The sequence below is a fragment of the Desulfurivibrio nitratireducens genome, from assembly GCF_044068515.1.
Taxonomy (GTDB): Bacteria; Desulfobacterota; Desulfobulbia; order Desulfobulbales; family Desulfurivibrionaceae; genus Desulfurivibrio.
In genome coordinates this window covers 17,812-31,336 of the sequence record NZ_JBIPKI010000005.1, presented here as the reverse complement: position 1 = coordinate 31,336, position 13,525 = coordinate 17,812, and the positions used below count along the sequence as shown (strand labels likewise).

General features: G+C 61.8%; 12 protein-coding genes. 6 read left to right on the top strand and 6 right to left on the bottom strand.

The window, feature by feature from the left end; all coding sequences use genetic code 11:
• Window positions 1-427 precede the first annotated feature (427 nt).
• Together rsmI and ACHHTY_RS03180 are read right to left on the bottom strand one after the other, a co-directional pair.
• A complete protein-coding gene (gene rsmI / locus ACHHTY_RS03185; protein WP_395492613.1) occupies window positions 428-1,288 on the bottom strand; it encodes a 16S rRNA (cytidine(1402)-2'-O)-methyltransferase in 861 nt (286 codons plus the stop codon).
• Between the two features lie 44 nt (window positions 1,289-1,332).
• Window positions 1,333-2,142: an ATP-binding protein gene (locus ACHHTY_RS03180; protein ID WP_395492612.1), complete on the bottom strand. Its 810-nt coding sequence runs from the start codon at window positions 2,140-2,142 to the stop codon at window positions 1,333-1,335.
• 361 nt (window positions 2,143-2,503) lie between these two features.
• Here ACHHTY_RS03180 and ACHHTY_RS03175 point away from each other — a divergent pair, with 361 nt between their 5' ends.
• The 4 genes from ACHHTY_RS03175 (at window position 2,504) to cmoB (ending at window position 6,139) form a co-directional block, all read left to right on the top strand.
• On the top strand, window positions 2,504-3,703 hold the full coding sequence (locus tag ACHHTY_RS03175) for a TraB/GumN family protein (RefSeq protein WP_395492611.1): 1,200 nt from the start codon (window positions 2,504-2,506) through the stop codon (window positions 3,701-3,703).
• 91 nt (window positions 3,704-3,794) lie between these two features.
• On the top strand, window positions 3,795-4,262 hold the full coding sequence (locus ACHHTY_RS03170) for a YhbY family RNA-binding protein (protein ID WP_395492610.1): 468 nt from the start codon (window positions 3,795-3,797) through the stop codon (window positions 4,260-4,262).
• A gap of 69 nt (window positions 4,263-4,331) precedes the next feature.
• The gene (cmoA, locus tag ACHHTY_RS03165; RefSeq protein ID WP_395492609.1) at window positions 4,332-5,054 is read left to right on the top strand and encodes a carboxy-S-adenosyl-L-methionine synthase CmoA; all 723 of its coding nucleotides are present in this window, start codon (window positions 4,332-4,334) and stop codon (window positions 5,052-5,054) included.
• Between the two features lie 110 nt (window positions 5,055-5,164).
• Entirely contained in the window at window positions 5,165-6,139 is a 975-nt protein-coding gene (cmoB, locus tag ACHHTY_RS03160) for a tRNA 5-methoxyuridine(34)/uridine 5-oxyacetic acid(34) synthase CmoB (protein WP_395492608.1), read from the top strand.
• A 102-nt stretch (window positions 6,140-6,241) separates the two neighbouring features.
• Here cmoB and ACHHTY_RS03155 read toward each other — a convergent pair whose 3' ends face one another.
• The 3 genes from ACHHTY_RS03155 to ACHHTY_RS03145 all read right to left on the bottom strand — a co-directional run bounded on the left by ACHHTY_RS03155 (window position 6,242) and on the right by ACHHTY_RS03145 (window position 9,070).
• Entirely contained in the window at window positions 6,242-7,969 is a 1,728-nt protein-coding gene (locus ACHHTY_RS03155; RefSeq protein WP_395492607.1) for a Na/Pi cotransporter family protein, read from the bottom strand.
• 136 nt (window positions 7,970-8,105) lie between these two features.
• A complete protein-coding gene (locus ACHHTY_RS03150) occupies window positions 8,106-8,729 on the bottom strand; it encodes a nitrite reductase (RefSeq protein WP_395492606.1) in 624 nt (207 codons plus the stop codon).
• Window positions 8,730-8,821: 92 nt separating this feature from the next.
• Window positions 8,822-9,070 (bottom strand): hypothetical protein, encoded by a 249-nt coding sequence (locus ACHHTY_RS03145; RefSeq protein ID WP_395492605.1) that lies wholly within the window; start codon window positions 9,068-9,070, stop codon window positions 8,822-8,824.
• 95 nt (window positions 9,071-9,165) lie between these two features.
• Here ACHHTY_RS03145 and ACHHTY_RS03140 point away from each other — a divergent pair, with 95 nt between their 5' ends.
• Window positions 9,166-9,585, top strand: coding sequence for a hypothetical protein (locus ACHHTY_RS03140; protein ID WP_395492604.1), 420 nt, complete (start codon window positions 9,166-9,168; stop codon window positions 9,583-9,585).
• Between the two features lie 139 nt (window positions 9,586-9,724).
• Here the strand turns inward: ACHHTY_RS03140 and speA are convergent, their stop codons facing one another.
• On the bottom strand, window positions 9,725-11,650 hold the full coding sequence (speA, locus tag ACHHTY_RS03135; RefSeq protein ID WP_395492603.1) for a biosynthetic arginine decarboxylase: 1,926 nt from the start codon (window positions 11,648-11,650) through the stop codon (window positions 9,725-9,727).
• Between the two features lie 291 nt (window positions 11,651-11,941).
• On the opposite strand from speA, the gene rhlB reads away from it, so the two are divergent.
• Complete coding sequence (rhlB, locus tag ACHHTY_RS03130) at window positions 11,942-13,519, top strand: ATP-dependent RNA helicase RhlB (protein ID WP_395492601.1); 1,578 nt, start codon at window positions 11,942-11,944, stop codon at window positions 13,517-13,519.
• The last annotated feature ends 6 nt before the right edge of the window (window positions 13,520-13,525 follow it).

Genomic DNA, 13,525 nt, shown 5'->3' with positions numbered 1-13,525 from the left:
CGCCTGGCCCTGCGCGGAGACGGCAAACGGCAAACCGAGAAAAGCACTCAATTTAGCCGGAACCACCCAAATTGACAAGAAGAAACCCGGCGCCAGTCCAGCCCCAACCGCCAAGCCAAAGGGGCGGCAGAGGGCAGATTGGCGCAAGCAGGTCCCAAGGCTGTACCCAGGTATGCCGCCGGACCTGATCGCGGCAAGGTGTTCCTGCCCCATCCAGGTAAACGGGCAGGAGGGGGGCAGATTGGCGCAAGCAGGTCCCAAGGCTATACCCAAGTATGCCGCCGGACCTGATCGCGTCAAGGTGCTCCTGCCCCATCCAGGTAAACGGGCAGGAGGGGGGCAGATTGGCGCAAGCAGGTCCCAAGGCTATACCCAAGTATGCCGCCGGACCTGATCGCGTCAAGATGCCCCCCTCCTGCCCGTTTACCTACCAGAGGTCGAGGAGACGGCGATAGACTTGGGCCCGCGGCAGCTCAAGCTCCAGGGCAATCTGGCGGGCCGCGTCCTTCAGCGACAGTCCGGCCCGGTCACGGTACCAGGTGGCCAGTTCGGCAAAATCCTGGCCGCCGGGCCGTGATTGGGCCAGCTCGGCACCGCCATCCCGGCCGGCCAGCAGCAACACGAATTCCCCCTTGATGGCCGCCCGTTCCTTGAAAAGCGCCAGCAGGTCGGCCAGATCGGCCGCCAATATCTCCTCGTGGACCTTGGTCAGCTCCCGGGCCAGCACCGCCGGCCGGTTGCCCAGCAGAGCCAGGCAATCGGCCAGGCTTTTCAGCAATCGATGGGGGGATTCATAGAAGACCAAGGGGCGAGGTTCGGCGGCCAGGGCCTGCAGGAGCTTGCGCCGCTCCCCGGCCCGGGCCGGCAGAAAACCCAGGAAAAGATGGGCCGCCGCCGTTTGCCCGGCGACACTGAGGAGGGCGGCCAGGGCCGAAGGGCCGGGAATCGGCACCACGGCAAAACCCGCCGCCCGGGCCCGGTTGACCAGCAACGCCCCCGGATCGGCAATCCCCGGAGTGCCGGCGTCGGAAACCAGGGCCACCGCCCGGCCTTCCCGCAAGCGGGCCAGGATTTCCTCGGCCCGTTGGGCCTCCTTTTCCCGGTAGTAACTGATACAAGAGGTCTTGATCGCGAAGTGATTGAGCAGTTTTCTGGTGCGCCGGGTATCCTCGGCGGCGATCAGGTCGACCTCCCGCAGCACTCGCAAGGCCCGCAGGGTGATGTCCTCCAGGTTGCCGATGGGGGTGGCCACGACATACAGGGTGCCCCCGCCAATATCACTTTCCATCCCGCCCTTCCTCAGTGATTGCCGGCCATGCCGCGGAGCCGGGCTCAGCCGGCGGGCAGACGCAGTTTAAAAACGCCCCCGGCTCCTGCCAGGCAGGAGATCTCGCCTCCGAGCTCCCCGGCCAGTTTGCGGGCCAGGAAAAGACCCAGGCCCAGGTGCTCAGGGCGGGTGGTATAAAACGGGGCGAAAATCCTTTCCCGATCGCCCTGGGCCACCCCGGGGCCGTTATCCCTGAGCACCAGTTCCACTCCCGCCTCGTTGGCAATGGTGGTCGCGGTGATCGCGGCATCTTCCCGGCCCCGCACCGCCTCCAGGGCGTTTTCCAGCAGCCGGTGGACTATTTCATGAAACAGGGCCAGGTTGCCTTGCAGGGAAGGCTGATCCTCGGCCAATTCAAGCTGCTTGGCCACCTTGTGCTTAAAAAAAGAATCGGCGCAGAGAAATTCGATTTCCGCCCGCAACACATCGTTCAAGGTCCAGCTCTCGCCTGAGGCCGGGGTTAAGGCCGGGGTCAGAACAACCCGGCGCATAATCCCCCGTCCCTGGTTGATTTTTTCGGTGAACTGCCCCAGGCTGTCCCTTTGGCCCCCCAGCAGGGCTTCAAGCTCCGCCAGCAGGGCGGCAAGCTCGGCGGATTCGGCCCGCCTGGCCTGTTCAAAAAGCTCGGCGGCTCGGGCCAGCATCATCCCCTCCATCTCGCCATGAAATGTGGCCACCTGCAAAACGCCGTTAAGGTTGTGGATCGTCCCCCGGAACAGCCGGCCCAGGGCGGCATCATGCGACGAGACCAGCAAGGCCTCCTCCCACTGACTACTCCGGCCGGATTGAGCCGACTCTCCTCCCTCTGCCACCATCGCCACCTCCCGGCGGGGCCGGATCACCGCCCCGCTGCCAACCTGCTTGCACCGCGATAGCCCACCATAGCGGGAAATCTCCGCCTTGACAAGGCGCCGGCGCCCCAAGGGAAATTTCCGGCAAAGTAAGACCAATTTCCCCGGGACCCGGGGATAAGCGGAGCGGCCGCGGAGAGGACGGCTTGGCCGTAACCATGGGCCACGGCTCCGCCGGAACGGAGGCCAAAACAGCGCCAGAGTGAAAATAGATTGAACAAACGGTGGTTTTTCGGTAAAAGGGGCATGCCGCCAACCACCGGCTCCGGCCCCCCAGGGGCGGCGAAACGACTTCGCCCCGGTTCATTCTCAGCAGGAACGCTCCGTGTCACAACCCCCAGCCACTGCCGCCAGCGCCGATCTTCACCCCGATGTCAGTCTGATTCAGCTCTCGGGAAGGGAAATTTACCTGGTCGGCACCGCCCACGTTTCCCGGGAATCGGCCGAACTGGTGGGCCGGATCATCGCTGAACAGTTGCCCGACGCGGTCTGCCTTGAACTGGATGAAAAACGCTACGATTCCCTGGCTCACCGAAAAAGCTGGGAGTTGCTGGACCTCAAGGAAATTCTCCGCCGGCGCCAGCTTGCCACTCTGCTGATCAATCTGCTGCTGGCCTCCTACCAGAAAAAGCTGGGCGACAAACTGGGCGTCCGGCCGGGCAGCGAACTGCTGGCCGCGGCCCAAAAAGCCGAGGAACTGAAAATTCCCGTGGCCCTCTGTGACCGGGATGTGCGGATCACCATGCGCCGGGCCTGGCGGGCCACCCCCTGGCACCGCAAGCTGATGCTGCTCGCCACCCTGCTGGCCGGAATGTTCGATCGCAGCGAAATCAGCGAAGAAAGCCTGCGGGAATTGCGCAACACCGACCTGCTCTCCGAACTCCTGGCCCAGTTGGGCCGAGAGTTGCCGGAGCTCAAACAGGTGCTGATCGATGAACGTGACACCTTTCTGGCGGAAAGAATCAAGCAAACTCCCGGGACCAAACTGGTGGCGGTGGTCGGGGCGGGCCACGTGGCCGGGATCAAGACCGCCCTGCAAGACGACCGCCGTCAGCAAATGGCCGCCATCAGTCAAATCCCGCCGGCTTCGGCGGCCTGGAAGATCATGGCCTGGGTGGTTCCGGTGGTTATCCTCGGCTCCCTGGCCTATATCGCCATCAGCAAGGGCATGACGGTGGCCGGGCAGAACCTGCTCTACTGGATTCTGGCCAACGGCATCCCCGCCTCCCTGGGCGCGGCCCTGGCCCTGGCCCATCCCCTGACCATCGCCGGGGCCTTCGTCGCCGCCCCGATCACCAGCCTGACCCCGGTCATCGGCGCCGGTTACGTCACCGCCTTTCTGCAGGCCATGCTCCGCCCGCCCCTGGTCATGGAGTTCGAGCGGGTCCTCGACGATATGAACAGCCTGGGCGGCTGGTGGCGCAACCGCTTGCTCCGGGTCTTTCTGGCCTTTATACTGCCGGCCCTGGGCAGCATGCTCGGCACCTGGATCGGCGGCTACGAAATTATTTCCAACCTTTTTTAGCTTTTGCTGCCGGTATCACCCCGGCCCCGGCGATTTCGCCATGCTCCGCCCGCCAGCCCATCAAGCTGCCGGCTAACCCATGGACAAACCAATGAACGAAAATTCCAAGCCTCCCCGGAACAGCGCCGCCCTTTATCTGCGAGGTTCGCAAGCCCGAGAAATGCGGGCCCGCGGCCATCATCTCGACCCCACGGTAATGCTTGGCCGGGAAGGACTTACCCCGGCGGTGCTGGCCGCCCTGGAAGCGGTGCTGGCCGCAAATGAACTGGTCAAGGTCAAAATCCAGGAGGGCTACCCGGAGGACAAGACCACGGCGGCGGAAGGCCTGGCGGCGGCCAGCAAAAGCAAAATCGTCCAACTCATCGGCCGAACCATGCTGCTTTACCGGGAAAAACCGCTCCCTACGGGGGCAAAACAGGAAACGGCTCGGCCCGCCCGGGGAGCCAGGGCCGCCAAGGGGCGGAGCCGCGGCCCGGCCCGCAGCGGATCGGCCAACCGCGGCAAAGCCCCGGCCGGCAAGAAAGTCGGCAAAATTCGCTCCCAGACCCGCCGCCATTGATTTAACCTGGCGGTGGCCGGGCTTTTTCCCGCTCAAGCTTAACCAGCCAGGGAGCAGGAAGATTCGAGAATGAGCAAAGACCAACTATTCAGCAACGGCAAGGTAACCGCCGACTTCCGCTTCACCGAAGAGGTGGCGGAGGTCTTTGACGACATGCTGGCCCGTTCGATCCCCAACTACCAGCAGGTCATCGAAATGAGCGCCCTGTTGCTCGACCGCCTGCTGGCGCCGGGCGACCGGCTCTATGATTACGGCTGCTCCACCGGCAACACCCTGCTCCACCTGGCCCGGCGCCTCACCACCCCTGATCTGCGCCTGATCGGGGTGGACAATTCCCCGGCCATGATCGCCAAGGCCCGGCGCAAGGCGGCCGGTTATGCTCCCGGGGCCCAGCTCGAATTCATCGAAGCGGATATCAGCACCTTCCCCTGCGCCAACGCGGGAGCGATTATGCTCAATTATACCTTGCAGTTTCTCCGTCCCCTGGTCCGGCCCCAGTTCGTCGCCCGCCTCCACCGGGCCCTGCGCCCCGGCGGCCTCGTGCTGATCAGTGAAAAAATCATCTCCCACGACCCTGAGCTCAATCGCCGCTTCATCGATTTTTATCTCGACTTCAAGCGAACCCGGGGCTATTCGGAAATTGAAATCAGCCAGAAGCGCGAAGCCCTGGAAAACGTCCTGATTCCCTTTTCGCTGGCGGAAAACCGCCAGTTGCTGGCAGAGGCCGGTTTCAAGCGGGTGGAAACCTTCTTCCAGTGGTTCAACTTCGCATCCTTCGTAGCCATCAAGTAAACCGGCCTTGATCGAGAGGCCAAGCCCCGGCCCGCCGGCGGCTCCGGCTTTGCCTTGCTCGGCAGCTCCACAAGCCCGCGGGCCATCACCCCCACCGACCGAGTACCATAATGGACATGCAGCATGATTACCTGGCCCTGCTGCCCGGGGCCCGGCACGAGCAGATCAGGAGCCTGCGAGCCGAGCAGGCCCGTCGGCTGGCCCGGCCCAAAAAGGGCTTTCTCCGTTTCCAGGAGCCATGGCGGGATATCTGCGCCCTGCCCGGGGCCGCCCACACCGATTTTGGCGGGGATGCCGTGGTGATCGGCCGCGCCGCGGAACTGGCGCCGGGGCAGGCAGCCACCCTGGACCGGGCCCTGCGGGCCTTCATGCCCTGGCGCAAGGGCCCTTTTTCGGTGTTCGGGATTGAAATCGACGCCGAGTGGCAAAGCTTTCGCAAGTGGGACCGCCTGCTCCCGGGTCTGCCCAACCTCAAGCACAAGGTGGTGGCCGACATCGGTTGCAACAACGGCTATTACATGTTCCGGATGCTGCCCCACGAGCCGGCCGCCGTAATCGGCTTCGAGCCGATGCTGCAGCATTATTACTGCTTTAAAGCCCTTAACCGCCTGGCCGGCCAGGACCGGCTCTTCATCGAACCCCTGGGGGTGGAGCAGATCGGCCTCTATCCGGCCTGTTTCGACGTAATTTTTCTGATGGGGGTCATTTACCACCGCAGTTCACCCCTGACCATGCTGCAGGAGGTGCGGGAAGCGCTGGCCCCCGGCGGGGCGCTGGTTCTGGAATCCCAGACCATCCCGGGCGCCGAAACCCTGGCCCTGTTCCCGGAGCGCACCTTCGCCAAGGCCCCCGGGGTTTATTTCGTCCCCACCGCCCCCTGCCTGGTCAACTGGCTGCAGCGCACCGGCTTCCGGAATGTGGAACTGCTCAGCCAGGTTCCCACCACCGCCGCCGAACAGCGCCGCACCGAGTGGATGACCTTCGAATCCTACCTCGACTTCATCGACCCGCTAAACCCCCAACTGACCGTGGAGGGTTACCCCGCCCCTCTGCGGGTGATCGTGCGGGCGGAAAAACCTAAGTGAACAGGGGGGGTTGGGGAGAGGTCGCGCTTGGGACGATCAGCTCCGCGGCCCCCTGAACCGCGGGAGCCGCTGGCTGATCGCTGCTGGAGTTGGGTGGGGCTTTTAGAGGCTGGTGACGGTTCTCATCTTGCCGCCGGCCAGGGCCTCGTTGACGTTGATGATGTGGTCACCCACCTTTTCCAGGCGGTTGAGCAGGTCCAGGTACATTACCCCGATCCGGGGCGAGTAGACGCCTTGCTCCAGGCGGCCGTAATGACGGTTGCGCAGGCAGTCGCGCAGGTTGTTGATCCCGTTTTCAATCGAGATGGCCTTCTTCATGTCCACCTTAACCGTTGTATCACGGAGGTTCCGGGTCATGAAGGCCAGGGCGTCATGGACGGTGCGCAGCATCTCGTAAAGTTCGTCCATGACATCTTCCGGCACCCGCAGTTCATCCTGCAAGATTCGTTCGTAGGTTTTTGACATTTCGTAATAAATGTCACCCATCCGCTCCAGGTCATGCAACATGTTCTGCATATGGCGGAGGCGGTCGATGGACGGCAGGGAAAGATTGGCGTTTTCGAGAATCTTGACCAGGTATTCGGCGATTTCCAGTTCCAGCTGATCGGTAATCCGTTCCCGCTGTTCGATTTTTTCCAGAAATTTTTTCTGCTTCTGCGGGTCCTTGAATAGCAGGCCGGTAAAGGCGTAATGCATTTTGACGATCAGGGCGGCAAAGTGCTGTATCTCGCGCTGGGCCTGTTCCAGTGACAACTCCGCCGATGACATCAGGCCGGTATGGATGTAGCGCAGGTGAAACCCTTCCCGCTCGCCGGGTTTTTCGGGCTGGATTTTCTCCACCAGCTTAACCAGCTGAGGCACAAAGGCGTAAATCAGCATTACGTTGATGACATTGAAGGAGGTATGAAACAGCGACAGGGCCAGGGTGGCGTTGGTGCGGGCGGCGGGATCATCACCGAGAACCGAGACCCCGCTGCCGGAGGCGACCTGCATCACCCAGTCTATCCCCAGCAAAAACGGGGCCATCACCAGCAGCATCCAGCAGACCCCGATGACATTGAATAAAAAGTGGAAACGGGCAGCCCGCTTGGCCTGGACGTTACCGACCAGGGCTGCGATATTGGCGGTTACGGTGGTGCCGATATTTTCACCCAGCACCATGGCGGCGGCAATGGGAAAAGTGATCCAGCCCTGGGCCAGCATGACCAGGGTGATGGCGGTGGCCGCCGAAGAGGACTGGGTCAGCAGGGTCAGGATGGTCCCGATCAGGACGAAGAGCAGGGTGGAAGCAAAGCCGTAGTCGGTGAAGGTGTCCAGAAAGGCGAACATCTCCGGGTTATCGTTGATGCTGGGCACCGAACCCTTGATGAAGTCCAGACCGATAAAGAGGATGCCGAAGCCGACCATGGCCTCGGCCGTGTTGCGCAGCTTCTGGTTGCGCACAAAGAGGAAAGGAAAAAAAACCCCGATCATGGCGATGGCGATCGGGGTGATTTGGAATTTGAAGCCGAAAACGGCAACCATCCAGGCGGTGACCGTGGTGCCGATATTGGCGCCCATGATCACCCCGGTGGACTCGATGAAGGTGAGCAGGCCGGCATTGACAAAACCCACCACCATGACGGTGGTGGTGGTGGAGGACTGGGTGATGGCGGTGGTACCGAAACCGGTGGTGATCCCCATCAGCCGGTTACGGGTCATGCCTTTGAGGATGGCCCGCAACTTGCCGCCGGCCACCTTCTGCAAGCCGTCGCTGAACACCTTCATCCCGAAGATGAAGATCCCCAGCGAACCGGCCAGCTGGAGAAAATCAAAAAAAGAGTAGGACATGGACCCTCACAAGGATTAGTCCACTGCCGGCAGGCAAGCCGACGGCGTTTTAGCTGAAATCCAACCGTAAACTGACGGGATGCCCGCTTTTACTACAGGAGCAAAGCAAAGGTCAACCGAAAACGAAAAAGCCGGATCAGACTTCGGGAAACGGGAAATCCGGTTCGCCCAGCAAGCGGGCCATCCGTTGTTTTTTCGGGGTTTTGCGGTCGTGATAGGCCAGCAGAGTCTCGACAATCCGGATCACCGTTTCGGCGTCCGCTTCCCGGGCGACGCGGCGCCCGACCACGGGGTTGGGGCCGCCCTTGCCGCCGGCGTAAACATCGAAACCCTTTTTGGTGCCCATGATCCCGATGTCGGTGGTTTTCACCCCGGGGCAACAGAAAGGACAGCCGGAAATGGCGATTTTGATCTTGGGCTTGAATGGGCCGCGATCCTTGAAATGTTCAAGCAGCCGGCGGGAAAGTTCCTCGGGCTCCTGCACGCCGGCGGAACAGTCCCGCCGGCCAATGCAGACCCGAGGCGTGGGGAATTTGCCCGGCCCCTTGAAATCCACCCCCAAGGGGGCCAATTCGGACCGGGCCTGGGCCAGCTGCTCCTCGCTCAACCCCATCAGCCGCAGGTTCTGGAGAGTTGAGAGATAAACCTCGAGCCCGTAGCGCTCGGCCAGTTCGTAGGCCTTGGCCATCACCGGCAGGGGCAGACGCCCGGCCGGCAATAATATTGTAAGTCTTTCCTGCTTGTTTGCCACCCTGGACATCACCCCCCCACTGCTTTTTCAACTGACGACATGAACCGAAATCATTAAGTCCAAATATACCTTAAGTGACCGGAGAAAAATCAAGAAAACCTTTATTTTTCTTTCTCTTTCGTTTTTTTTTCTGTATCTATGCAGATAAGAGAGTTCGTGCCTTCCCGCCGTTCACCGGCAAGCTTCTGCGAGCCGACCAGCGGCCCGATCCCGGACAGGCCGGGGCTGGCCCGAAGGCAGCCCTGCCCGGCGCTTGATTTTTGCGGGCCAGGGTTGTCGACGTCGCAAAAAGCGGCGACGACGACGGGACACACATCGTAATTCGTTTTTTTGCTATTGCCGACCAACACCTTTGGCGGTTTTTTGGGAAGTTGTTTTAATGGGCCTCGTTATTACCAGCCGCATCGGCTAACCGGGCTGAACCAGCCAGCAGACAGGGAAGATAATGGGCAGTCAGACCAGACCTTTCAACGATAAAACCGCCGGCGCCATCGATCGTAAGCGGGAGCGGGAGCGCCAGAACATGCTGCAGGCTCTTTACCGCAACGCCCCCGAACTGGCCACCAAGCTGGTCCAGCGCCTGCTCGACAAGCATATTATCGAGACCACCTCCCCCGAGGCCATCCGCGAGGCCTTCACCAACCTCTTCCATAAAATGCCGGAAATGGAAGAATTCGACATCCAGTACAAGACCGCCCCCCTGCGGGGCCTGGTCAACGACCCCAACTTCATCAGCCTCTATCTTACCCAGTACATCGCCGAAGACCTGCTGGAACACAGCAAGATTCAGGACGTTTTCGGCGACGACCTGGAAATCTACCAGGCGGTGGATTCGATCCTCGGCGCCATTCGCCCTCCCTCCTGAGCCAACCCCCCGCCCTCCTGCCGACCGTATAAGAACCGCCGCCCCTGTTGGCCGGCGACGTTGCCATTACCGGGACCGCCGAAAAGGTTCTTAGCGGCTGTGCCCCCCATAGGCCAGCGGCTTCGCCCCGTAGCCGGGTTCAGCGAAGGCGCAGGTAGGTATAGCCCTTGAGGCCGCCGTTGTATTCATTGAGCAGGCGCATGGCCTCGTTGGGCCGCAGGCGGTCTTCCTTGATGGCCAGATCGAACTGGCGCTTCATCTTGCGACCGAGATCGTTTTCGCTGTACTGGACCAGGGCCAGAACCTTTTCCATGGTGGTGCCGGCGATGGTCTCCTCGATGTAGTAGCCCCCCTCTTCGTCTTCGTCGAGAAAGACGTGGGCCTCGTTGACCCGGCCGAAAAGGTTGTGGATGTCGCCCATGATGTCCTGGTAGGCCCCGGTGAGAAAGATCCCCAGGTAATAGGGCTGGCCGTTGAGTTCATGCAGCGGCAGGGTATCCACCCCCTCTTCGTAGAGGTTGATGAACTTGGATACCACCCCGTCGGAATCACAGGTGATATCGGCCAGGGTGCCCCGCCGGCGGGGCTGTTCATCGAGCCGGTGCAGGGGCATGATCGGGAAAAGCTGGCCGAAGCCCCAATGGTCGAGCAATGACTGGAAGACGCTGAAGTTGCAGAGATACTGATCGCTGTACTTGCTCTCCAGCTCGACGATCTCATCGGGGATGTATTCCGCCCCCCGGAAAGATTCCAGCACCTTTACCCCCACCAGCCAGAAAATGCGTTCGACTTCGGCCTTGATCTCGAGATCCAGCAGGCCCAGTTCAAAGCGGGTCTGGGCCTCGCTCTTGTACTGCTGGGCGTCGTGGTAAGCCTCGAGCGGGTTGTTTTCGCTGATATTCAGATAGGCGTCCCAGGCGTCATCCACCAGCTTGTGGCGGACGGTGGGGGCCACCGCTTCTTCCTCCACCTGGGCCTTCTTGATGTTGCCGAAGGTCTCCACCACCAGCAGGGAGTGATGGGCGACCAGGGCCCGGCCCGACTCGCTGATCACCACCGGATGGGCGACCCCCTCGGCATCACAGACATCCATGATGTTGTAAATGACGTCGCGGGCGTATTCGTTGAGGGAGTAGTTGATCGACGAATGAAAAGTGGTCCGGCTGCCGTCGTAGTCCACCCCCAGGCCGCCGCCGACATCGAGGTATTCCAGACCCTGGTGGCCGTGCTTGCTGAGCTTGGCGAAGAACATCGCCCCTTCCCTCACCGCCTTCTTGATCGTCAGGATATCGGGCACCTGGGAGCCGATATGGAAATGGACCAATTTGAGGCAATGGGCCAGCCCGGCCTCCTTGAGGAGCTGGGAGGCCCGCATGATATCCATGGTGCTGAGGCCGAACTTGGCGTTCTCCCCCCCGCTCTTTTCCCACTTGCCCTTGCCGCCGCTCATCAGCCGGACTCGCAGGCCGATCAGGGGTTCGACCTTCATCTTCTTGACCGTGGCGATGATCTGGTTGATCTCCTCGACCTTCTCCACCACCAGGATCACCCGTTTGCCCAATTTGCGGCCGATCAGGGCAATGCGGATATAGTCCTGGTCCTTGTAGCCGTTGCAGACGATCAGGCTTTCCGGATCCTCGTGCAGGGCCAGGGCGGCGTGCAGTTCCGGCTTGGAACCAACCTCCAGGCCATGGTTGAAGAGGCGCCCGGCATCGAGGATTTCCTCGACTACTTCACGCAACTGGTTGACTTTAACGGGATAAACCCCCCGATATTCGTTGTGGTAGCCGGATTCGGCGATGGCCTCGGAAAAGGCCCGGTTGATCCGTTCCACCCGGTTGCGCAGCAGATCCTGGAAACGAATCAGCATGGGAAAGTGAAGCCCCTGCTCCCGGGCCTCGTTGGCCACGTCGACGATGGCGATGCTGGGCCCGTTTTCCTTCAGGGGCGCCACCGTGACCTGGCCGGCGTCATTGATGTCAAAATAACGCAAGCCCCAGCGGTGGATGCCGTAAAGCTCCCGGGCCTGTTCGATATCCCACTCTGTATCTTGTTGTTTTTCCATACTCTTACCTTGCTGTTGAGCGGCGCGGAAAAGAGGCAGCATACCGAATCGGGGCGAAAATTCAACACATCTTTAAAGAATGAACCGGCAGCGGTCACTTCGACCCTTCTTTTTTCCTGAGAAATCGACTAAAGTATCTGTTTCTCAAAAATGCACCGCGCCTGCTGGCCACTCCAGGCCCTATCACTATCAAGGGTATACATTCAGCCGTCCCGGCGGCGCCCGGCCTGACGCTCACCGCCAGCCCGGAGGCGGGACCGCGAAAAACCTGTAAAACCAAACGAGGACATCTTGATCAGCACCTTAATCAACCGCATCCGCCGTCACCTGGGCAGCGCCAAAAACGCCGTCCCTCCGACCGAAACGAGCGCCTCCGGCACCGCGATCCCGGAACTCGAAGGAGCAACCCCATCGACTGCGGAAATATCTGGCCAAGCCATTTCCCCGCCCCCCAAAAAGCGGCGCCGCAAGCGCAAGCCCGGCGGCGAGCAGCCCGGCAACCCGACCCCGGCTCCGGCCGCAATCACTTCCTGGAGCCCGGAAGATTTCCAGGTGGCTCCGGTGGAAGGCAAAACCCGCTTCCATGATCTCGACCTGGCCCCGGAACTGATGCGGGCCATCCATGCCCTGGGTTTCCAGTACTGCACCCCGATCCAGGCCGAGATTCTGCCCCCGACCCTGGCCGGTCATGACGCCTTCGGCAAGGCCCAGACCGGCACCGGCAAGAGCGCGGCCTTTCTGATCAGCATCATTACCCGCCTGCTCCGCGACCCGGACACCCGGGAACGTCCCCTGGCCCACCCCCGGGCCCTGGTCCTGGCCCCCACCCGCGAACTGGCGATCCAGATCCACCGGGACGCCGAAGATCTGGCCCGCTTCACCGGCCTGAACTGTGTCGCGGTCTTCGGCGGCACCGATTACGAAAAGCAGCGCCAGATCTTCACCAAAGCGCCGGTGGACATCCTGATCGCCACCCCCGGTCGCCTGCTCGATTTCGCCCGCCAGAAGGTGGTTATCCTCAACGAGGTGGCGGTGCTGGTCATCGACGAGGCCGACCGCCTGCTGGACATGGGCTTTATCCCCGATGTGCGCCGGATCATCCAACAGACCCCGGAAAAGAGCAATCGTCAGACCCTCTTTTTCTCCGCCACCCTGACCCCCCAGATCGGCAACCTGGCCGCCCAGTGGACCAGAGATCCGATCACGGTGGAAATAGAGCCGGAACAGGTGGCCTCCGACAGCGTCGAGCAGTTGGTTTACCTGGTCACCGCCAAGGAAAAAATGACCGTCCTCTACAACCTGGTCACCGGCAAGCAGTTGGAACGGGTGATCGTCTTCTGCAACCGCCGCGATGTCACCCGGCGGGTCCGGGATCGCCTCTATCGCCACGATATCTCCTGCGCCATGCTCTCCGGCGAGGTCAACCAGCAGCAGCGGATGAAGACCCTGGAAAACTTCAAGGAGGGCAGGATCCGGGTCCTGGTGGCCACCGACGTGGCCGGGCGGGGGCTCCATATCGAAGGCGTCAGCCACGTAATCAACTACAACCTGCCCGAGGACGCCGAGGACTACGTGCATCGCATCGGCCGGACCGGCCGGGCCGGGGCCAGCGGGATTTCGGTGAGTTTCGCCGACGAGGAGGAGTCCTTCTACCTGCCGGCCATCGAGGAATACATGGGCCGCAAACTCGCCTGCGTTTACCCCGACGACCAACTGCTCACCCCCCTGCCGCCGCCGGTGCACAAGGCCCCGCCGGTGGAAAAAGGGGCCGGCGGCGACAAGGCGGGCGGACGGTCGAGAAGCGCCAGTCGGGGTGGGCGACCGCCTTCCTCGCGCCGACCGGGCGGCCGTCCTCCCCGCCGCCGCTGACCGGAC